This is a genomic window from Dellaglioa sp. CoH-56-MRSF-12 (assembly GCF_056782075.1).
The window spans coordinates 73,180-96,067 of record NZ_JBXAYD010000004.1; the positions used below are offsets into that span (position 1 = coordinate 73,180).

At 33.2% G+C, this 22,888-nt stretch carries 22 protein-coding genes, 1 riboswitch and 1 other annotated feature; of the genes, 2 read left to right on the forward strand and 20 right to left on the reverse strand.

What is annotated here, in order from left to right; all coding sequences use genetic code 11:
* Positions 1-12: 12 nt before the first annotated feature.
* The 7 genes from AC1RPY_RS05495 to asnB form a co-directional block, all read right to left on the reverse strand.
* Positions 13-2,178, reverse strand: a complete 2,166-nt coding sequence (locus tag AC1RPY_RS05495) for a penicillin-binding transpeptidase domain-containing protein (protein ID WP_409022366.1) — start codon at positions 2,176-2,178, stop codon at positions 13-15.
* The gene (gene ftsL, locus AC1RPY_RS05500) at positions 2,175-2,543 is read right to left on the reverse strand and encodes a cell division protein FtsL (RefSeq protein WP_481761678.1); all 369 of its coding nucleotides are present in this window, start codon (positions 2,541-2,543) and stop codon (positions 2,175-2,177) included. Before ftsL ends, AC1RPY_RS05495 begins: the two co-directional genes overlap by 4 nt.
* 27 nt (positions 2,544-2,570) lie before the next feature.
* Entirely contained in the window at positions 2,571-3,521 is a 951-nt protein-coding gene (gene rsmH, locus AC1RPY_RS05505; RefSeq protein WP_481761677.1) for a 16S rRNA (cytosine(1402)-N(4))-methyltransferase RsmH, read from the reverse strand.
* A 27-nt stretch (positions 3,522-3,548) separates the two neighbouring features.
* On the reverse strand, positions 3,549-3,980 hold the full coding sequence (mraZ, locus tag AC1RPY_RS05510) for a division/cell wall cluster transcriptional repressor MraZ (RefSeq protein WP_481761676.1): 432 nt from the start codon (positions 3,978-3,980) through the stop codon (positions 3,549-3,551).
* 174 nt (positions 3,981-4,154) lie between these two features.
* Positions 4,155-4,523, reverse strand: a complete 369-nt coding sequence (locus AC1RPY_RS05515) for a DUF3397 family protein (protein WP_409022362.1) — start codon at positions 4,521-4,523, stop codon at positions 4,155-4,157.
* A 12-nt stretch (positions 4,524-4,535) separates the two neighbouring features.
* Complete coding sequence (dapG, locus tag AC1RPY_RS05520) at positions 4,536-5,735, reverse strand: aspartate kinase (protein ID WP_481761675.1); 1,200 nt, start codon at positions 5,733-5,735, stop codon at positions 4,536-4,538.
* 22 nt (positions 5,736-5,757) lie between these two features.
* On the reverse strand, positions 5,758-7,644 hold the full coding sequence (gene asnB, locus AC1RPY_RS05525; protein WP_481761723.1) for an asparagine synthase (glutamine-hydrolyzing): 1,887 nt from the start codon (positions 7,642-7,644) through the stop codon (positions 5,758-5,760).
* A 199-nt stretch (positions 7,645-7,843) separates the two neighbouring features.
* Here asnB and AC1RPY_RS05530 point away from each other — a divergent pair, with 199 nt between their 5' ends.
* Positions 7,844-8,794, forward strand: a complete 951-nt coding sequence (locus AC1RPY_RS05530) for a magnesium transporter CorA family protein (RefSeq protein ID WP_409022360.1) — start codon at positions 7,844-7,846, stop codon at positions 8,792-8,794.
* Between the two features lie 63 nt (positions 8,795-8,857).
* Positions 8,858-8,968 (forward strand): DUF4044 domain-containing protein, encoded by a 111-nt coding sequence (locus AC1RPY_RS05535; RefSeq protein WP_409022359.1) that lies wholly within the window; start codon positions 8,858-8,860, stop codon positions 8,966-8,968.
* A 97-nt stretch (positions 8,969-9,065) separates the two neighbouring features.
* Here AC1RPY_RS05535 and thiT read toward each other — a convergent pair whose 3' ends face one another.
* The 13 genes from thiT to AC1RPY_RS05600 form a co-directional block, all read right to left on the reverse strand.
* The gene (gene thiT / locus AC1RPY_RS05540) at positions 9,066-9,620 is read right to left on the reverse strand and encodes an energy-coupled thiamine transporter ThiT (protein WP_481761674.1); all 555 of its coding nucleotides are present in this window, start codon (positions 9,618-9,620) and stop codon (positions 9,066-9,068) included.
* Positions 9,621-9,666: 46 nt separating this feature from the next.
* A riboswitch (TPP riboswitch) is annotated at positions 9,667-9,770 on the reverse strand.
* A gap of 52 nt (positions 9,771-9,822) precedes the next feature.
* Complete coding sequence (cls, locus tag AC1RPY_RS05545) at positions 9,823-11,271, reverse strand: cardiolipin synthase (RefSeq protein ID WP_481761673.1); 1,449 nt, start codon at positions 11,269-11,271, stop codon at positions 9,823-9,825.
* Positions 11,272-11,286: 15 nt separating this feature from the next.
* Positions 11,287-12,126: an amino acid ABC transporter substrate-binding protein gene (locus AC1RPY_RS05550; RefSeq protein ID WP_481761672.1), complete on the reverse strand. Its 840-nt coding sequence runs from the start codon at positions 12,124-12,126 to the stop codon at positions 11,287-11,289.
* 10 nt (positions 12,127-12,136) lie between these two features.
* Positions 12,137-12,775 (reverse strand): amino acid ABC transporter ATP-binding protein, encoded by a 639-nt coding sequence (locus tag AC1RPY_RS05555; protein ID WP_409022355.1) that lies wholly within the window; start codon positions 12,773-12,775, stop codon positions 12,137-12,139.
* Between the two features lie 11 nt (positions 12,776-12,786).
* Positions 12,787-13,443, reverse strand: coding sequence for an amino acid ABC transporter permease (locus AC1RPY_RS05560; RefSeq protein ID WP_409022354.1), 657 nt, complete (start codon positions 13,441-13,443; stop codon positions 12,787-12,789).
* A 168-nt stretch (positions 13,444-13,611) separates the two neighbouring features.
* Positions 13,612-13,845, reverse strand: a binding site (T-box leader).
* 44 nt (positions 13,846-13,889) lie between these two features.
* Positions 13,890-14,693: a septum site-determining protein MinD gene (minD, locus tag AC1RPY_RS05565; RefSeq protein ID WP_409022353.1), complete on the reverse strand. Its 804-nt coding sequence runs from the start codon at positions 14,691-14,693 to the stop codon at positions 13,890-13,892.
* A 2-nt stretch (positions 14,694-14,695) separates the two neighbouring features.
* The gene (locus tag AC1RPY_RS05570; protein WP_409022352.1) at positions 14,696-15,367 is read right to left on the reverse strand and encodes a septum site-determining protein MinC; all 672 of its coding nucleotides are present in this window, start codon (positions 15,365-15,367) and stop codon (positions 14,696-14,698) included.
* 19 nt (positions 15,368-15,386) lie between these two features.
* The gene (gene mreD, locus AC1RPY_RS05575) at positions 15,387-15,908 is read right to left on the reverse strand and encodes a rod shape-determining protein MreD (RefSeq protein ID WP_409022351.1); all 522 of its coding nucleotides are present in this window, start codon (positions 15,906-15,908) and stop codon (positions 15,387-15,389) included.
* Between the two features lie 13 nt (positions 15,909-15,921).
* A complete protein-coding gene (gene mreC, locus AC1RPY_RS05580; RefSeq protein WP_481761671.1) occupies positions 15,922-16,773 on the reverse strand; it encodes a rod shape-determining protein MreC in 852 nt (283 codons plus the stop codon).
* Between the two features lie 101 nt (positions 16,774-16,874).
* Complete coding sequence (locus tag AC1RPY_RS05585; RefSeq protein WP_409022785.1) at positions 16,875-17,879, reverse strand: rod shape-determining protein; 1,005 nt, start codon at positions 17,877-17,879, stop codon at positions 16,875-16,877.
* A 207-nt stretch (positions 17,880-18,086) separates the two neighbouring features.
* Positions 18,087-18,767: a RadC family protein gene (gene radC, locus AC1RPY_RS05590; RefSeq protein WP_481761670.1), complete on the reverse strand. Its 681-nt coding sequence runs from the start codon at positions 18,765-18,767 to the stop codon at positions 18,087-18,089.
* Between the two features lie 49 nt (positions 18,768-18,816).
* Entirely contained in the window at positions 18,817-20,130 is a 1,314-nt protein-coding gene (locus AC1RPY_RS05595; protein ID WP_481761669.1) for a bifunctional folylpolyglutamate synthase/dihydrofolate synthase, read from the reverse strand.
* A gap of 75 nt (positions 20,131-20,205) precedes the next feature.
* Positions 20,206-22,851, reverse strand: a complete 2,646-nt coding sequence (locus tag AC1RPY_RS05600) for a valine--tRNA ligase (protein ID WP_481761668.1) — start codon at positions 22,849-22,851, stop codon at positions 20,206-20,208.
* Positions 22,852-22,888: the final 37 nt, after the last annotated feature.

Consider the following 22,888-nt stretch of genomic DNA (forward strand, 5'->3'; position numbering starts at 1 on the left):
ATATTCACCTTTTTATTTTAACGTTAATTTCACCATAGTTGATTTTTTAACAACTGTATTCGCCTTAATACTTTGAGCTGCTACATAACCACTACCCGTTGTCGTTAAGTTTAGTTTCATTAATTCTGCAGCATTCACCGCATCACTCTTTGACCAACCGGTTAAATCAGGCATAATCATTTCACCATTTGTTAATAACAATATTTTACGTCCGGATAATACAGTCGTTCCAGCAGGTGGATACTGATTAGCTACCGTTCTGCCATGTCCGATAACTGCAATATCTAGATTTTGTTCGTTTAATTTTGTTTTAGCTGATGAAGTTGAACTATTTGTAACGTCTGCTACTGTTACATTAGTCTTTGCAGTTGATACCGCTGTTGAACTGTCTTCTTCTAAAGTCCTCTTCATCAATGGATTAAATATTTGTGCCAAAATAGCATTACCACTGGTACCTTGCATATTTTGTGGTTGTTTCATCGTTACATACATAATATATTTTGGATCTTTGGCCGGCGCCATACCTACAACTGAAAAGACATAATTTGCATCACCCGTTAGATATCCAGTTCCATTTGGATCCGAAATTTGGGCAGTTCCTGTTTTTGCAGCTATCTTGTAACCATCAATTTTAAAGGCATTACCGGTCCCATAATTTTTGTAGATAACATCTTGCATCATGCTTAATACTTCTTTAGACGTTGATTTTTTAATAACTTGTCCTAAATTTGTTGTTTTAGCTTGATACGTTGTTTTTCCAGTATTAGGATCTACAATTTTATCCACAAGCGTTGGTTTGATCATCTTACCGTTGTTTGCAAATGCCGTAAAACCTTGCATCATTTGCATAGTTGTCACATTTATTCCTTGACCAAAAGCTGTATCTGCTTGTTCAATTGGGTATTGAAATTCAATACTACCTTTTGCTTCATTAGCTAATCCCAGATTTGTACTTTCCAGGAAACCAAATTTTTTAATATATTTAAGCCAAGCAGTATGCCCCATCGCTTGTTCCAACTTAGCCATACCAACATTACTTGAACGAGCGAAACCTTCACGATAAGTGATTAAACCCCAACCAGATGTATTCCAATCAGGAACAATCTTAGTTCCCACTTTTAAAACACCTGATTTATAGACGGCATTCTCATTGTAGGCATTATTTTCAATAGCAGCTGCCATTGTAAATACTTTCATAGTCGAGCCAGGTTCATAACTATCTTCAATTAGCGTATTACGCCACATCTTTGAAATACCACTTTTGGTATCTGCATTAAATGTAGGCCGTTGACTTCCTGCCAAAATTTTTCCATTTTTAGCATTCATTATAACAACATTCATTGATTTAGGATTATATGTTTTTTGTACGTTAGTTAGAGTTGTTTCAAGATACGTTTGTAATTTTGTATCAATGGTTGTATAAATATTATTTCCATTTTCAACTTTTTTTGTTTTTGTCTTTGAGTTTGGTAGTTGGTAACCATAACTATCTTTTTGGACCTTTTTTAACCCGTCTGTTCCACTTAATTGTTTATTAAATGCTAATTCTAGTCCCATTACACCAGATAAAGTTGAATCACCTTTTTTTGAAGTGCTTTTTGTCACACCAATTAAATGTGATGCAAAAACACCATTTGGATATAATCTTGCTTGTGTTTCAGTGAAATAAATACCTTTTAAATCTGCTGATTCTATCTTGTTTTTTGTTTCCAAAGATAAGTTTTTACCAGAATTACCAAATTCAACTTGGTAAGTTCCTTTTTTTGCATTCAAAATATTGTAAACTTTAGATTCTTTCATTCCAATCGCATCACTAATAACTTTTGCAGCTTTACTCTTATCAGTAACGTATAACGCTTTGTTATTTGCACCAACATATGATTTTGATAGAACTGCATAAATTGAGTAGTTTGTTGTATCTTCAGCAATCGGTTGATTTGAATCATCATAAATGGTTCCTCTATTTGCTTTATCAATTCGACTATTTTCATAAAGTGCCTGTGTTTGGCTACTTAAATTAACATCTGAAACTTTTCCACCTATTACAATATAAGAAAAACGAATGATAAACATCAAAAGAATCGCTAAAACGGCCAGGATTAGTAGCACACCAAACCTTTGCCTATTTCTACGTTTCTTTTTCATGTCATTTATCATCCGTTGCTTTTGATTATTCATTTCGTTACATTCCTTATTCTACTCTCACTTAAATTAAGACCATTTTTATTAGCGATACTATTTAATCGATCATTACTGGCAAGTTCGTTCACTTCTTGTGTCAAATCAGAACTCTTAGTTTGAATAGCTGTTATTTCGCTGTTAATATTTTGTAAAAATTGACTACTATTAGACAACTCTACCTGAGATGAAACTAGCATAAGCATAAGTACCAAAGAAATTGCACCAATTAAACCAAATAATGATTTTTCAATTCTAGAAAATGCAACACTTTGTGATCCCACTGTTTTTTTATGTATAGGTTGTTGTCTTGGATTTTCTTTATATTCTCTTGGCATTTGTCGTGCTGTGCTATTTTGTGCCATGATATGTAACCCCTTTATTATAAAATATTATTTTTTCAATCGTTTTATAATTCTCAATTTTGCTGAATGTGCACGCCTATTATTCTGTAATTCTAATTCTGATGGTAAAATTGGCTTTTTATTAACTAGTGCATAATTTGGCTGAATATTATCTGGAATTACAGGTAAACCCGGTGGTAACTCTGGTAAACTTGTTCGTTCCTTAAACATCGTTTTGACCAATCTATCTTCTAATGACTGAAATGTAATAACGCTAACTTGCCCCTTAACATTAATTAAATCAATTGCTTGCTCTAATGAATCTTCTAAAACACCCAATTCATCATTAACCGCAATTCGAATAGCTTGAAAAACTTTTTTAGCAGGGTGCCCACCTGTTCGTCTTGCACGAGCCGGAATACCCATTTTAATTAATTCAACTAATTGACTAGTTGTAACAATTTCTTCATTTTCTCTAGCATTTTCAATCTGACGAGCAATTGACTTTGCAAATTTTTCTTCACCATATCTAAAAAAGATTCTAATAAGTTCTTGATATGTCCAATTATTAACAATCTCTTTAGCTGTTAATTCTGCACTTAAATCCATCCTCATATCTAACGGCGCATCGTGCTGATAACTGAAGCCTCGTTCTGCGACATCAAATTGTGGGGATGATACACCTAAGTCATAGAGTACACCATCTACTTCCGTGACATTAAGTTCCAGTAACGCGGCTTTTAAATCTTTAAAATTGCGTTTAATAAACGTAACTTGTCCATTTTCTATGTATTTTTTTAAATGCCCTTCATTATAAGTAATCGCTGTTTGATCTTGGTCAAAAGCATATAAATGTCCCTCCGTACTTAGTTGAGACAGGATTAGGGCACTATGTCCACCGCCACCCAAAGTACAATCAACATATATACCATCTGGTTTAATAGCCAACCCATCTACTGCTTCATTTAGTAGTACTGTTTCATGTTCAAATGTCGTCATAGTTTTATCCCCTTTCATACGTGTTATTTAAAATCCAAAATCAATCATATTTTCTGCAATTTCATCAAAATTTTCTGATGCACTCTCTGAAAAACTATTCCATCGATCTTCACTCCATACTTCGAATCTGTTTGAAACACCTACTAGCACACATTTTTTTTCTAAATCAGCATGTGTTCTTAAAGGAACTGGAATATTAATACGGCCTTGTTTATCAAATTCACATTCTGTAGCTGCAGAATATAAAAATCTTACAAAAGCCCGTGAATCTTTTTTTGTTAAAGGGAGTGTTTTAAGCTTTTCTTCTAGGAGTGTCCACTCTGTTTGTGTATATCCGAATAAACAACCATCCATACCTCGAGTAATAACAAATTTCTCACCTAATTCCTCACGAAATTTAGCTGGAATAATTAATCTACCTTTAGTATCTAAAGTGTGTTTAAATTCGCCCATAAACATTGTGTACAGCCCCCCTTCATAGTAACTATTTAAATTTTACCACAATGCCCCACATTCCACCACTGAATTCCCCAATATTATGATTTTAAATGATAATATACAAAAAAACACTCAATCCTTTTTAGATTAAGTGTTTTTTACATTACTTATAATTAAAAATGTAGGACGATATCCTTAAAATAGTACTAAAAAGAGAAGCATTAAGAGGTACCATCCAAGCATATAAATATCAGTAATTTTCCAAATGGTCTTGAAAAATTTTGCATAAATTAATTCTCCATCTCGATACGCATACATAAGCGCACTAGCAATACCAATTAAGCACCAAGAAAATATTATAAATGGTGTAATCGATAAATTAAACTCTCGTACTGATAAAATATGTGTCAATAAAAGAAGTAATGGTGGTAAAAAATCAATGATTTGCAACCGTTTAGGCCAATTTTTACGTAAAATACGTTTAAGTAAAGTTAAAATTAGAATATATCCAAATATTAAAATTATCGACCCATACCAAGTTCCAAAAAATGGTAAAAGTTTCATAAATTACCCCTTTTAGATACTGCTTAAAAAGACATCATGTAATGCATTAACAGCAGTTTTTAAATCGTCCTGTTGAACTAAAATCCAAATTGTCGTATAACTATCAGTTGTTTGAAGAATATTAATATCCTTCTCAGCTAGTGCTGTTACAATTTTGGCCGTAACACCTGGTGTTCCAGTCATCCCCGCTCCCACAATTGAAACTTTCGCACAGTTTGGAAGCACTGAGACATCAATTCCAGCATCTACTAAAAGTTGTTTAGCTTTTTTTTCATCATCATTGAACAAATTAAAGAGGACTTTGCCAGGTGAGATATTAATAAAATCAACGCTCAAATTATTATTGGACATCAAATTAAAAACATCTTTTGGAGCATGATTAACTGTTTTAATTGTAAATTGACTGAGTCCAGTCACATGAGCAATACCAGTTACACTACGATAATGCTTTACACCTAAGTTTCGGTCGGTCACAAGGGTTCCCATCTCTTCAGGACTTTGCCAAGTTGAGCGAATCCGAACTGGAACATGGGCTTGTTGCGCAATTTCCACTGCACGAGGATGGATAACTTTCGCACCTTCATGAGCCATATTTGCAACTTCTTCATAACTGACTGTTTCTAGAAATTTTGCCTTTGTAACTAATCTAGGATCGGCAGTCATCATCCCTGACACGTCAGTAAAAATATCGACACGTTCAGCATCTAATGCTGCTCCAAGTAATGCAGCTGTCGTATCACTTCCACCACGCCCAATAGTCGTCGTTTGACCTTTACTTGTAGCACCTTGGAACCCAGTCACAACTAAAACATCAGCATCTTTAAATGCCTCATCAATTAAATCAGTATTAATGTTAATTACTTTAGCATTCTGAAATTCATCAGTTGTTTCAACTCCAGCATCCTGCCCTGTTAAAGCAGCAGCTTTAATGCCTTCCTTATTCAATAATTCAGAAAAAACTGCGGCAGAAATAGTTTCACCAACAGAAACAATCATATCAAGTTCTCTATTAGAAAGTAATGATTGCTCTCCATCGACAAGTCCTAATAATGAATCAGTTGCATAAGGTGCACCTTTACGCCCAATTGCTGAAACAACGACAACGACTTGATACCCTTTATCAACTGAATATTTTACGTGTTTTAAAGCTGCTCGTCTCGACTCATCGTCTTGAACCGATGTGCCACCAAACTTCTGAACCATAATTGTCATTATTTTGAACTCCCACTATTTATTATTTAGCTTTTTCTGTTACTGTTTTACTATCTTCTAATATGTCACTTTCAATGTAAATACGATGCCATACCATAAATGTTAAGACAGTCCATATTTTTCTGGAGTTATCTCTAACACCAGCACGATGTTCATCCAATAAATCTATGAAATATTGTTTGTTAAAAAATTCATCTGTTTGAGAATCATTAATAATTTGTTTAGCCCAGTCATACATTTCGTCTTTTAACCAAAAACGAATAGGCACAGGGAAACCTAATTTTTTACGATTTAAAACATGGTCAGGAACGATACCTTCAGCAGCTTTGCGTAAAGCATACTTGGTTGTTCCATGTGCAATTCTCAAATCTGCAGGCACTTCAGAAGCAACTGCAAAAACTTCTTTATCCAAAAATGGTGTTCTCAATTCTATGCTGTGTGCCATTGTTGTACGATCGGCATTATGCAATAAATCTCCATTTAACCATGTATGCATATCAATAAATTGCATTTGATCTATTTTATTGTAATCTTTTGATGCATTATAATATTGGCCAGTAATACTTTGGAATGGATGATTTTTATTATAGTCTTTAAAGAATGCTTCTTTTTCTTTTTCATTAAAAATAAAAGCATTACCAACGTAACGATCCTCCATTGGTGTCGTGCCTCGAAGAAGGAAACTTTGTCCACGCATCCCTTTAGGCATCATTTGAGCAATTTTATTCAACGCACCATTAATTGGTTTAGTGTATTTAAATCCTTTTAATGATTCAGGTTCATGATAAATAGTGTAACCACCAAATAGTTCATCAGCACCTTCACCCGTCAATGCAACTTTAACACGTTTTCTGGCCTCTTTAGCAAGGAAATATTGAGGCACAGCAGCCGGATCAGCCAAGGGATCATCCATATTCCAAATAAAATGTGGAAAAGCCTTCATAAATGCTTCAGCCGTAATAACAGAACTAAAATTAGCGACATTTAATTTTTCTGCGGTTTCTTGCGCAACATCTATTTCACTATAGCCTTCACGTTCAAATCCAACTGAAATTGTTTCTAATTTTGGATTTAATTCTTTAGCAATAGCAACAATAATAGACGAATCAATTCCACCAGATAAGAATGAACCAACTGGTACATCGGCACGCATATGCTTATCAACTGAATCAATTAAGACGTCTTTAATACGTTTAATATATGTCTCTTCTGGACGAACTACTGGATGAAATTCGGCAGAAAAATATCGTGTAATGACTGGCTTCTCGCCTAATTTTTTCGTTAAATAATGTCCAGGTTGTAACATATCAATTTCTTTAGTTAACGTTTCTGGTTCTGGTACAAATTGGAATGTCATATAATCTTGAAGTGCATCTTTATCAAATGTCTTATTTTTTAAAACTTTATAAATAGCTTTACTTTCCGAACCATAATAAAAATTGTCATCTGCTATAGCGTAATAAAATGGTTTAATCCCAAATTGATCACGGGCAGCAAAAAGTGTTTTTTCTTGCGTATCCCAGATAACAAATCCAAACATTCCGCGGAATTGCTTAACAGCTTCTGCACCGTACTTAGCATACATACCTAAAATGACTTCTGAATCAGAATCTGTTTTAAATTCATAACCATCAGCAACTAATGCTTCACGTAGTTCAATATAATTATAGATTTCACCGTTGAAAGTTAACCAGTAACGTTCATTTTCATATGAAAGTGGTTGGTGTCCGCCTTCTAAATCAATAATACTTAATCTTCTAAATCCCATTGTTATATCATCATCACTAAAATAACCTGAATCATCAGGACCACGGTGAACAATCATTTTTGTCATATTATGAACAATTTTATCGTAATCATCATTGGTATTTTTTTGTCTGTCGCTCAATACACCTGCAAATCCACACATATTTTCATCCCTCATTTTCATAAAAATCAATGTCTTATATTATAGATGATTCTACCATATATTTCAATTTAGGTTACAGTTATGTTTACTATTATAGCGTATTTGAACTAATCTTAACAACTAGATGTCTGAATTAACGAAAGCTTAAAAAATTTGGTATACTATGTATTATGTTATTCGAATAAAGGGGACTTTGATATTGATAGAATATTATACATCAACTGAGTTAGGTACAATTCAAAAAATAAAAGAATACAGTAAATCATGTTGGATTAACGTTACAAATCCTTCTGAAATAGAAATAAATGAACTTATTAAAAAGTATGCTATACCACGAGACTATATGACCGCTATTTCAGATGATCAAGAAAATTCAAGAACTGAAGGATTGTCTCAAAATATTGTTCCTGACTTAGTCTTAATGCAGTACCCTCATCGCATTAGAAACTCGCTAGGCTACTTAGAATACCAAACGTTTCCTTTTTCAATTATCTTAGCAGATGATGCAATAATTACAGTCTCAAATAGTGAACCAGATTTTATCAGTAAATTTATCGCGGATAGTCCAATTCATCAAATTAAAACGATAACATCGGATCAATTCACTTTGAAATTACTTTGGTATCTATCACAAAGTTTTGTCGTTGCGTTAAAATCTATCATTCAAGAAACCGAAAATTTAGAAAAATCACTTGCTAAAGCAACTAAAAATGAGCAATATTATCAAATGATGTCAATGCAAAAAAGTTTAGTTTATTTTGATGCTGCTTTAAAGAAAAATAATCCAGTACTTCAATCTATGGTTGACTCAAATGAGCATTTCAAACAAAAGGCAACTGATGATTTACTCACAGATGTTTTAATCGAGAACCAACAAGCCGAAACAATGACAAGCATTCAAACTAAAATATTAGAGAATTATGGTGAAATGGTTTCATCAGTTATTTCAAACAATTTAAATATTATCATGAAGGTCTTAACGTCGATGACGATTATTTTAACGATACCAACAATCGTTGGCGGTATGTTCGGCATGAACGTATCCCTTCCTGGTGCAGACACTCATTTTTCATTCTGGTGGTTACAATTAATCACGTTAATAATTTGTTTATTAACTGCTTATTATTTAAAGAAAAATGACTACTTTTAAGTTGACATTTTACTTATAAAAAAGTTATAGTTACACTATTAGATTTGAGAGGGTGGGTAAAACATGAAGAAAAAGAAATCTACATTCCAAAAAATCACAATGTTTGTCGTGTGGTTAATGATTCTTGTAACAGTCGGTGGTGTCGTTTTAACCGCAGTTATGTCAATCGCTTAATTTAAAAATAAAAATTTTAAAGGTTCCCAGCTTAATTAGCTAGGAACCTTTTTTATAAAAAAAGGCGGATTATTATATCCGTCTTTTTCTGTCTATTCTATTTAGCTAGGAAGATTCCTGGACTTTTTTTAAGTATGATACTAAGTATCAAGGTAGCAATAATCATGTTAATAATCATACTCCCACCATTGACAACTGCTGAGTACACAACTGGAGAAAGCCCCCATTGAACATATTTTGACCAAAAAATGATACCAGCCATAAAATGAGCACTGTATTTTAGAAATACAGCTATTAAAATCGCAAAAGTCAGTGATTGTATGGCACCACGCATATTTTTAGTACGCAACTGACTTAAAAAACGAGCAGAGAATAACCCAGAAAATCCTAGTACCAAATTAGCAACTGGATACTCTAAGATAGCCTGAACCGGCGTTAATACAAACGCAGTTCCAATTAAAATAGGTAATATACCATATAGTAACCCAATAATTAATCCCATTTTTAATCCGCGTCGTAAACTGTATACCACAATAGGTAACACACCTAGTGCAATATCAATATTTGGCGGATTAGGAACAAATGATAGCGCCATTGCTAAAGCGGCCATAACGACCCCTTCTAGTAATATCAATAATTTTTTTCTTTCCAACAAAAAAACCTCCTTTGACTTAGTAAACCAAGCACAAAGAAGGTGTTAATCTTCTACACACAATTCCTACGTTTGCATTAACAAACAGGTTCCAAGGGTCTGAATTTCTTCACTCTCAGCCAAAATTAATCGGCTCCCCTTTGTGTTGGTCTCCGATTAATAATATCGCATACATCCTGAAAAACGTCAAGCGTTTCCATTCCTATAATATCGGTGAAAGAAGTCTTGAAAACTGTTGCTTAAATTTCAACCAATGTGATTGATCATTAAAATACCTTTTCGTTAAAAGACTACTTTGTTCCATATCAGTTTCAAAAATTGTTTTAAGTGTGCTTGCCACACCTACATCATAAATAAATGCATTCGCTTCAAAGTTTAACTTAAAACTTCTAAAATCAAAATTAGCTGAACCAACGGATGCAACCATTTCATCAATTACAACTGTTTTAGCGTGTAAAAATCCATTGTTGTATTGATAAATTTCTACACCAATATTCGTTAGATCTTTCGCATAATACTGTGTAGCACGATAAACAAAGGCATGATCTGGCATACAAGGAATCATAATTCTAACCTGAACGCCTGAAGATACCGCAATATCTAACGCTTCTATAACAGAATCATCTGGAATTAAATAAGGTGTTTGAATATAAATATATTTTTTAGCTGAATTAATTAACTTAATATAACCTTTTTTTATTTGTTCAATTTCTGAATCAGGTCCACTAGAAACAATTTGCATGTTAACTTTACCTTTTGTAACAGTTTGTGGAAAATAACTTGACTGGTAATTAATCTGATTATTTCTCGCAGTTGCATTCCAATCCATAATGAACCTACTTTGTAGTGATCCGACAGCGTTTCCAAATACGCGAATATGTGTATCTCGCCAGTTACCAAATTTCTCACTTTCACCTAGATACTGATCACCGACATTGAATCCACCGATGTAACCGATTTTACCATCAATAACGACAATCTTTCTATGATCTCTAAAGTTCAAACGAAGATTTGAAAATGAAAAATGTGAACCCAGAAAGGCTTCTGCTTTACCGCCCAATTCCTCAAGATGTTTGAAGAATTTTTTAGTAGTTCCCTTTGATCCCAATGCATCATAGATGATTCTAACTTCAAGACCTTCATTTGCTTTCATTTCAAGTAACGTCAATAGTTCATTTCCAATATGCCCATCTTCGAATGCATAATACTCAACATGGATATGGTGTTTAGCTTTACGAATGTCTTGAAATAACGTCTTAAACTTATCATGCCCATCAATAAATAACTGAACCTCATTCTTCTTAGTTAAAATAGATTTCTCTATTTCTAAAAACATATGCATGATTTCGTTTACATCATCAGTATATTTACCGCTTGTTGTTAATTCTCCTCTGGCCCATTCTTCTTTTTGTTGATCTACTAATTGGTCAACACCCATACGACCCTGTGTTTTAATATCAAATATTTTTTCTTTTGAAATTTTCTTACCAAAAAAAAGATAAATTAAAAATCCAAAAATAGGTATACCTATCAAGACAAGAAGCCATGCCCATGTTGCAGCAATATCACGTTTTTCTCTAAAGACGGTCACAATTGCCGCTAACAAGTTCAATAAAAAAACAAGTAGCACACCAATATTTACATATGTCATATAGTCCCTCCAAAATTAATTATTTTGAATATTATTATTTTCACCAAACCATTTTTGATTTAATTCTTTTAGATAACCTTTGTTTTGCAACTCTGTTATTGCCCTATTAATTTTTAATTGCATTGTTGTATCAGATTTTCGCATACCTACCGCAAAATCTTCAGTTTTAAAATTACCATTTATCACGTTATATGCATTTGAATTCGACTGATGCTTAATAAAGTAGTTCGCATAGACATCATCAATTAAAAGTCCTTGAATTCTATCTGCATTTAAATCGATAAAAGCATTATCAAATGAATCATATTGAACAGGTTCTTTATCTTTAATATTATCTTTTAAAATATCTGGATGCAAATTTAAGCTATCAAATCCAGCTGAACCACTTTGAACACCTAAAATTTTTTGTTTCATATCAGAAAAAGAATTAATTTCACTTGATTTTTTTGTTACTAATACTTGCTTGTTCGTTAAATATGTACGACTGAAAGCAACATTCTTAGCACGTGCAGTTGTTTTTGTATACCCATTCCAGATTAAATCAATTGTCCCATTTTTTAATTCCGTTTCTTTCATAGACCAATCAATTGTTTGGAAATCAACTTGAATATCATATTTTTCAAAAACTTTTTTTGCTAAATCAACATCATATCCTACTAAACTACCATCTTTTTGTCTGAATGTCATTGGCACAAAACTATCATCAATTCCGATAACAACGGTACCCTTTTTTTGAATTGATTTCCAACTATCAACCGAATTCATTGATTGGCTACTATTGCTACAGCCAGCTAATCCTATAAACATCATCATAAATAATATTGTAAAAACAATTTTTTTTTCTAATTGATTCATTTATTATCCTCTAATCTTCTAGCGGCTTAACTTTTAATAATTTATCCGCAATATTTTCAGCAAATGGTACATCATGTGTCACTATTATTTGAGTCATTCCGTCTACTTTCAACGATAATATTAAATTCTCTACTTCCTGGCGTAGTGCTGGATCAAGTGCTGAAGTTGGTTCATCATAACACAAGATTTTAGGATTCATCGCTAATGCACGTGCAATTGCAACTCGTTGTTTCTGCCCACCTGAAAGTTGGTAAGGATATAAATGCCCTTTATTTCCGAGAGATAAGCGATCTAATAATTTTTGTGCTTCTTCCTCGGCCTGGACTTTATTACGATTTAAAACTAATTTTGGAGCTAACGTTATATTATCTAACACTGAAAGATGAGGGAATAATTGAAATTCCTGGAATACTACCCCAATAACACTTTCGTTCGTATTATTACGATATGGATCAAATGGTGAGGCATCAATTAGAATATCTCCAGAATCAATTGATTCTAACCCACTAATACATCTCAATAAAGTCGTTTTTCCACCACCAGATGGACCAACAATACTAACAATTTCACCATCATTAACTGTTAAATTAATATCATCTAAAATTAATCGTTTTCCATAATACTTTTTAATATTTTTTAACTCTAGCATAGAATTACTCCTTATTTGTAATAACTATAATGTTTTTCAATTTTCTTCAAGACAAGTGTAAATATAGCTGTTAATAACAGATAGATTGCCCCAACCATCAATAGTGGGACGAGTGTTACATCACGACTCGTCGCTACGTTACCGGCTCTTAATAAATCGCCTAACCCAATAACATATACTAAACTTGAATCTTTAACTAAATTAATAATTTCATTTCCAATTGAAGGTAAAACGATCTTGAACACTTGTGGAATAATAATTGTCCTAATAGTTTGCCAATATGATAGACGCAATACCTTTGCACTTTCATATTGACCTTTAGGAATCGATTGCAATCCACCCCTAAATATTTCAGCAAAATACGCACCATAATTCAAAATAAATGCAAATAATGCCGCATCGTATCGACCGAATACAATATGAATATGGAACTGTTGTAGTGTTGGTAGTCCATAAAACACAAAAATTAATTGTAGTAGCAGTGGTGTTCCTCGCATTAACCAAACATAAAAATTCAAAAAATACTTAATTGGTTTTATTTTTGAAATTAATCCTAATCCGACAATTAAACCAAGTGGAATCGATCCAATGATCGTCCAAAAAAATATTTCTAACGTTAATTTAGCACCATCTATTAATGATGGCAAAATTTCTAATATATAAGTCATTACATTATCTCCCTTTAGTTAAATAAAAAAATCCTCTCAAGCCAAATCAAATTGACTCAAGAGGACGATAGCCGTGGTGCCACCTCAAATTCATATTTTTCTCACGAAAAATAACTTATGTAGATTAATAAAAATGAGTATAAAAAAACTCTATAGTCATTATTGACTATAGAGGGCGACGAATCGCGGTACCACCTCAAACATCATTAAATTCTCACAAATTTAATCTTAACGAGTTTATTAAACTACAGCTATAACGGGCTTATCCCGGACTTCCCTAATTAACTAGTTTAGGAAATCAACTCGCAGATGTGTTTCAGACTTAAGAACTGTATCTTTTCAGCAATCGATACTCTCTTTAAAAGTTTGTTTAAGCCTTAATCTTCTGTTCAACGTTTTTCTTAATTGATAATAATTTAGCATACTGTCATTAACATTGTCAAGAATTAGTCTTTCTTAAACCATGAACCCATTTTTTTCCAAAAACCTTTTTGAGGCTGTTTTATTGTCATCAAGGGCACTGTTTCCCCTAGTAGTCGACGTGCTACATTACGATAACCTAATCCAGCTGGATTTTTAGAATCTAAAACAATTGGTTCACCATGATTTGATGTACTAATAACAGCATCGTCATCAACAATAATTCCTAATAAATCAATAGACAAATGACGTGTAATCTCATCAACATCCATTGCTTGACCATCTTCCATCATTTGACGACGGATACGATTAATAATTAATTTTGGTTGTTGTAATAATGGATTTTGCTCTAATAAACCTACCACGCGATCTGCATCACGAACCGCAGAAATTTCAGGCGTTGTTACAATAATAGCCATATCTGCACCAGCAATAGCATTCATAAAACCTTGCTCAATTCCAGCTGGGCAATCAATAATAACATAGTCAAACTCTTCTTTTAATTCATCAACAATTGCTTTTACTTGTTCAGGAACTAATGCTGATTTATCAGTATTTTGTGCAGCAGGTAATAAGTATAAATATTCGTTAAATCTCTTATCTTTAATGAGTGCTTGGTGTAACCGTGCACGACCCTCAGCTACGTCTACAATATCAAATAAGATACGGTTATCAAGACCTAAAACAACGTCTAAATTACGCAAACCAATATCTAAATCCATTAGAACAACCTTTTTTTCAAGAAGTGCTAATGCAGTTCCAATATTTGCAGATGATGTTGTTTTACCAACACCACCTTTACCAGATGTTACAACAATTGCTTTTCCCATCTTTAATATCCTCCAGCATGATTAAATAATTTTGGTCGAAGTGACTTTAATTCATCTCGATTGCCATAATCTATAATATGTAAATCATTAACATAGATTACAGTATCTTGACTGTTTGTTACTTTTTCATCATCTATAATATCAACTAATTCACCAATTCGTACTTGTGAAGCAGCTGAAACATCGCCCACAATAATGCTATCTGTATTATTGTTAAATCCAGCATGAATGACACCTTGAACTTCACCCATAACAAAAATATTACCAGCAGCTCGTAATTGACCACCCTGATGTAATTTACCTAAAAATAAAATATCACCTTTTAAATCAACTATTTGTCCACTTCGAATTGTTAGATAGCATAAATGAACGTTGTCATTTTCTTTTAAAATATTAGCATCTTCTATGGTCATTACTTCAGATTCGATTTTGTGTACTTTAAAATTACGGTATTCAGAAATAATTTTTTCGATTTTTTGCTTTTCATCTGCTGAAAACAATCGATTTTCTGTTTTAATATCAAACGAAATAACCGTTTCATCAGCATTCTTTTTTTCAGCACTTAAATTATTAAATAATTCTCTAAGTTCAACCAAAATTTTATCAAATCCGAAATCCTGTTTAAGAATAATTTCATAACCATCTTTATAACCTTTTAAAATAACACCTTGCATCTACGTTCACCCCTGAATTTTAATTATATCGGTTACTTAAATTCATTAATTTTGATATTGGATAGTACAAAATAATAAATACCACCAGATTAAAAGCTAAAGTTGGTCCAAACGAAGTACTAACGAATGTTGTTACAGATTCATTAGCAAATCCAATCATCTCATTGACTGCATAATACGAAACTTCTAAAACTGCCAAATCAATAAAATAAATGAGTAATATCACAATAAAAGATGGTTCGAAATATTGATATGCTATTTTAGTTAAATAAACAATTAATGGTAACAAAATCATATAAATACCCAAAATACCGGCATAATAACTATCAAATGCTAGACCAACACCAAACGCCCATAATTCAAGATGCTTATTATCTGAGTAAAAGATACCCATTATCAACCATAACAACAACAGGTGACTAACCATGATAGTCGTTTGTGATTGTAACTGTTCCATAAAAACAAATTGTATTGTACCATCCAAAAAAAAGGAAATAATAAGTCCTAACGGAAAAATATACTGTCTATTTTTATTTCTCATCTAATCTCACCTTCTAATCCAACGTCTGAGCAACTGTTACAACCGTTAGGTCACTCAAATCAACTGCAGGTTTGATATAAATTTTAGAAGCAAGTCCATAATCACCTTGCTCAACTTTAGACACAACACCAACATTTAAACCCTTTGGTGTTGTGCCTCCAAGACCAGATGTGACAACAGAATCACCTTTTTTCAAGGCTTTCTTAGAAGTAATTTGACCCATAATTAATAAATTATCTGTTTTATCATAGTCAGTAATTAAACCATTAATAATATCATCGTTTGAATTATTTACTTGAACTGCAAATCTATTAGCAGAATCATTAGTAGTCGATATTAATTCAACTTTACTATTTGTTTTATTAACTTCTATAACACGACCAATCAATCCAGAACCAGCCATCACTGGTGCGTTCTTTTTAACACCAGACGCACTACCTTTACTTATCACAAGTTGATTTAGCCAACCAGAAGGTAATCGCGTTAAAACAGATGCATTAATTGAAGTATAATCAGTCAATGTACTGTCCAATTTTAATTCCTTTTTCAGCTGTTTATTCTCATTTTTAACAGTGTCTGATTCCACTTGAACTTGTGCTAATTTATCAACTTGTTTTTTTAATTTTTGATTTTCTTGATATGTATTTAAAAGATCAGAAATACCAATAACTGAACTTTTTAAGCCATTTGCAGGATAACTAACTGCTCTATCAAATAGACCAACAACATCATTACCAAATTCTTGAATGAGCGGTGGTGTTGATTTTTTATTTCTAACGGAAACTGAAAATGAAATTAAACTAAAACTCACAATAATGGCTATTAAAATGATGATTAGTCTTCTATTTGAAAAAAATTTCTGCATGTTCGCTATCCTCCACTTACCTTATAATTAACTAAAAAATTAAGAGGCTGGATAAATAAACCACCAACCTCTTCATTTTTAGCTTATGTGATTTTTAAAATCTATCTTTTCTTCATGACGTCGATACTTTTTAATGATTCACCTGTACCAATTGCAACACAGTCGAGTGGTTCATTAGCAATAAAAACAGGCACTTTTGTAACTTCAGAAATAACTTCTGATAGGTTTTTTAATAATGCACCACCACCTGTTAATACAATACCATGGTCAATCACATCAGCAGCAATTTCTGGAGAAGTTTCTTCCAATGTTTCCTTAATAGCAGTAATGATTTCAGCAATAGATTCTTGAATAGCAACTGCAATATCAGTTGCTTTTACAGTAACTGTTTTAGGAAGACCCGTAATCAAATCACGTCCTCTGATAGTTGTATCTTCAATTGATGCAGCATCTTTAACTGATGCAGATGCAACGTCCATTTTTAATTGTTCAGCTGTTCTTTCACCAATCAATAAATTAAAGTTTTGACGAATATATGACACAATTGATTCATCCAATTTATCGCCAGCCATTCTGATAGAACGGCTTGAAACAATACCACCTAATGAAATTGTAGCAACATCTGTTGTTCCACCACCGATATCAACAACCATATTACCCGTTGGATCCATCACTGGTAATCCAGCGCCGACTGCTGCAGCAAATGGTTCTTCAATAACGTAGGCGTCACGCGCACCGGCAACACGAGTTGCATCAATAACGGCACGTTTTTCAACTTCTGTAACGCCACTAGGAACACATACCATTACATAAGGTTTACCTGCAGATTTACCTAAAGCTTTTTGAATGTAATATTTCATCATAGCAACTGTTGTGTCATAATCAGCAATTACACCGTCTTTCATTGGGCGAATAGCCACAATGCTACTTGGTGTACGACCGATCATTGCACGAGCATCTTCTCCAACAGAAACAATTTCATCAGTTTTAACATTTTTAGCGACGACTGAAGGTTCACGTAAAACAATACCTTTTCCCTCAACATACACGATTGTATTAGCTGTTCCTAAATCAATTCCTATATTCTTTGTTCCAAATCCAAACACAGTCTTTCTTCCCTTCATCGTCAGCCTTCTAGGCGCTTTTATTCGTAGTATTTACATTATATCATAATCAAAAGTGAGATTTCATTCAATATTTACTAATTTTTATTAAGTTTATCTTAAATTATTATAAGGTAATTAATTTTGAATCCATAATCTTATTAAGTTTATCATATCTAATTTCATAGAACAAGAGAGCACCCTTGATAATCAAAGGACGCCCTCTTCTTTCATACTAAGATATTTAGTATTACCCGAAATAATATGATCTAACAGCTCAATTCCCATAAGAATACCACATTTTTCAACTCTTTTAGAGAAAATAATATCATTCTTAGATGGTGTCACATGCCCACTCGGATGATTATGGACCAATATAATTTTAGCTGCACCATATTTTAATGCAACTGCAAAAATATCTCTTGGATGGACCGTTGCTGAATTCAAAGTTCCAATGAACAATGTCTCTTGTTTTACAATTTGATTTTTTGTATCCAAGAATAATCCAATTAAAAACTCTTGGTTTAATCCACCTAACTCAGCAACCATTCTAACCCCAGCATCATGACTTGAACAGATTTGTCCACAAATAAAATGAGGTTCACTGTTGATTCGTGTTCCCAGTGTAACAATAGCTTGTAATTGTAATGCTGTAGACTGATTATTCCCATCCATCAATAACTGATAATCTTTTAAACAACATTTTTTTAGTTGGCTTAAAGATTGGTAACGTGAAGAAAAATTATTAACACACTTTCCAACATCATTAGGGTTCGTTAATAATAAACTAAAAACAACCGTCAAAAGCTCTTTATCTGATAAATTATCACATTGATACTTTTGGATTTGTTCCAGTAGATATTCATTTGAGCAACTAGAAATAAGTGACATGGTGATTCCTCCTATTTTTTATTAAATACGAGAAATTCACTTATTTAAATTATTCTGATACAAAATAACTACGAACCTCCGAAATAAAGTACAACGATCCTGTCACAAGTAATAAATCATCAGAAGACATTTCGCCAACACTTTGAACTAATGCCTCTTTCCAACTTTCTTGAATGGAGACATTATCAAACTTATTAACGTTGAAATCATCTATTTTGCTTACTAGACGTGGCCCTGAAAATTGAGTTAGTATAACTCGTACATGAGGAACTGCAGCTAATTTTTCCAGCATTTGTTTGCCTTGCTTATCCGCTAGTACTGCAAAAATAATTGTGATTTCTTTATCTTGAAAATGCGTTTTAAGCAACTGCGTAATCCGATCCACTGCTGCGCTATTGTGCGCACCGTCTAAAATAACTAACGGTTCATCATTTACTTTTTCAAAACGTCCTGGCCATCGTGTCTCTGAAATACCTTGCCTAATTGATTTAGGACTAATGGCCCATCCCTGAATTTCAGCAACCTTCTCAAAAGTAGCAATTGCTGTTGCTGCATTTTCATCTTGAAATTCACCTAATAATGGCACAGAAAGTTGTTTAATATTCAATTTATTCGACGTATACGTTAAAATTTCTTCCCATGATGATTTTGTTCCCTCAGATTTAGCATTAAAATCCACTCCTAATCGAAAAATAGGACTATTTTTTAATTTAGCCTCATTATTAATCACGCTAAAGACTTCATCAGTTACTCTACCAACGATAATAGGCCGATTACGTTTAATGATACCTGCTTTTTGTTGCGCTATCTTTTCAATTGTATTACCTAATATTTTCATATGATCTAGACCAATTGTTGTAATAACTGAAATAATTGGATCAATAATATTAGTTGAATCATACTTCCCGCCTAAGCCCGTTTCAACAACTACAATATCTACAGGATTTATGCTGCCAAAGTATACAAACATCATTGCAGTAATAATTTCGAATTCAGTTGGTCCCCCCTCAAAATCGGCTAGTTCAATATCCATTCGATCAACAACTGGTTTCACGACATTTACTAAATGTAAAAGGGCGGTATCATCAATCATCTGTCCATTTAAGGAAATACGTTCATTAAATTTAACAATGAATGGTGAAGTATAAGTTCCTACATTCAACCCTTGTGCAATTAATAATTCACGTAAAAATGCAACTGTTGAGCCCTTTCCATTCGTTCCAGCAACATGAATCATCGCGATATTACCTTGTGGGTTATCTAAGCGTTCCATAAATGCTCGCATTCTATTCAAAGATGGACTTTTTTTAAATTTTGTTCGCCCATGAATAAAATTGAGTGCCTCTTCGTAAGTTGTGATCAATTTTCCGTCCCGCTTTCTAAAAAAAATAGACTTATCTCAGGTATATTGTACCCGAAATAAGTCTATTTTGTTAGATTAAACTTCTGCTTTTAAATCAGAAATTCTTTCCTTAGTTGCTGTTAATTTAATTTGGTAATCTGCTAATTTTTCTTTTTCTTTTGTAACTACTGCCTCAGGTGCACTAGCAACAAACTTTTCATTGCCTAATTTTTTAGTTCCACGCACAACTTCAACATCAAGTTTTTTAACTTCTTTTTCCAAACGAACAATTTCGTCATTCAAATCAATTAGTTCAGCAAGTGGCATATAAATCTCTGCTCCCGTAATTACAGACGTCATTGCTAGCTTAGGAGCAACAACATTTGAACTGATTTGAAGTTCCTTAGGATGACAGAATCGTTGAATAAATTCTTGATTGTCTTCAAAAATAATCTTTGTTTTTTCATCAGTTGTTTTAATCAATAAATCAACTGCACTGGACATAGGTGCATTTACTTCTGCACGATTATTTCTAACAGCACGAATTAATTCAATTAAATTGTTCATATCAATAACTGATTGTTCATCTTCAAATTCTGGATGAACCACTGGGTAATCTGCAACAACAATTGATTCCCCTTCATGAGGCATTGTTAACCAAAGTTCTTCAGTTACAAATGGAATAATTGGATGAAGCAATTTCAATGTTTGATCTAAAACATAAGCCAAAATTTGTTGTGTATTTTGCTTAACTGTCAGATCTTCACCATTAAGATTTTCTTTACTCATTTCAATATACCAATCACAGAAGTCATTCCAGATGAAATTGTATAGAGCACGACCAGCTTCACCAAATTCAAAGACATCAAATAAGCGTGTAACTTCAGAAACAGTTGTATTTAATCGGCTTAATATCCATTTGTCAGCAAGCTGCCATTCTGATTTAGCTGGTAATTCAATTTTATCCACACCATCTAAATTCATAATAACAAATCGACTAGCATTCCAAATTTTATTAATAAAGTTCCAAGAAGCATCCATTTTAGTGTAACTAAAACGAACATCTTGTCCTGGTGCAGATCCATTAGATAGGAACCAACGAAGTGCATCTGCTCCATACTTTTGAATAACGTCCATTGGATCAATCCCATTACCAAGTGATTTACTCATTTTACGGCCATTCTCATCACGAATTAATCCATGAATCAAAACGTGTTCAAATGGACGTTCATCTGTAAATTCTAAGCTTTGGAAAATCATTCGTGATACCCAGAAGAAGATAATATCATATCCTGTGACAAGCGTATTAGTTGGGAAATAACGTTTAAAATCAGGTGCATCAGTATTTGGCCAACCCATTGTTGAAAATGGCCATAAAGCACTTGAAAACCACGTATCTAAGACATCATTATCTTGTTCCCAATTTTCGATATCAGTTGGTGCAACCTCACCAACGTACATTTCGCCAGTTTCTTTATGATACCAAGCTGGGATTTGATGTCCCCACCATAATTGACGTGAAATAACCCAATCATGAACATTTTCCATCCACTGTGTAAATGTATTTTCAAATCGTTCTGGGACGAATCCAACTTTGTCATCCCCTTGTTGGAATTTCAAAGCTTCTTCTGCGAGTGGTTTCATTTTAACAAACCATTGTGTTGATAAACGGGCCTCAACTTGAACGCCAGTTCTTTCAGAATGACCAACACTATGTGTAATTGGATCAATCTTAATCATTAAGTCCTCAGCTTCAAGATCTTTAACAATTGCTTTACGTGCTTCAAAACGGTCCATGCCAACATATTTACCAGCATTTTCGTTCATTGTTGCATCTTCATTCATTGTATTAATACGAGGTAAGTCATGGCGATTACCTACTTCAAAGTCATTAGGATCATGAGCAGGTGTTATTTTAACCATCCCTGTCCCAAATGCCATATCAACATAATGATCTGTAATAATAGGAATTTCTTTGTTAACAAGTGGTAGAATGACTTTTTTACCAACAATATCTTTGTAACGATCATCATCAGGGTGAACAGCAACAGCGACATCGCCCATCATCGTTTCTGGACGTGTTGTCGCTATTTCAATAAATCCAGAACCATCAGCGAATGGATATTTAACATGATAAAAAGCACCTTCATCATCTTGATGAATGACTTCAATATCTGATAAAGCGGTTCTTGCTTTAGGATCCCAATTAATAATGTATTCGCCACGATAGATTAATCCTTTATTATATAAATTAACAAAGACTTTTTTTACGGCATCTGACAAGCCGTCATCTAATGTGAAACGTTCACGACTATAATCGAGTGATAATCCCATTTTAGCCCATTGCTTATGAATAACATCAGCGTATTCATCTTTCCAATCCCAAACTTGTTGTACAAATTTCTCACGGCCTAAATCATAACGCGTCACACCTTGTTCAGCTAGTTTAGCTTCAACCTTTGCTTGTGTTGCAATTCCAGCATGGTCCATTCCTGGTAACCAAAGCGTATCAAAGCCTTGCATTCTTTTTTGTCTAATTAAAATATCTTGTAATGTTGTATCCCAAGCATGGCCTAAATGTAATTTACCAGTAACATTAGGCGGTGGAATAACGATTGAATAAGGTTTTGCTTCTGGATTAGCATTAGGTTTAAATAAATCTTTTTTCAACCATTCTTCATAACGGCCAGGTTCAACCTGACTTGGATCATATTTTGTTGATAATTCAACTTCTTTTGTCATGAGTTCTCCTTTTCATCTATCAATTTTATTTTAGGCA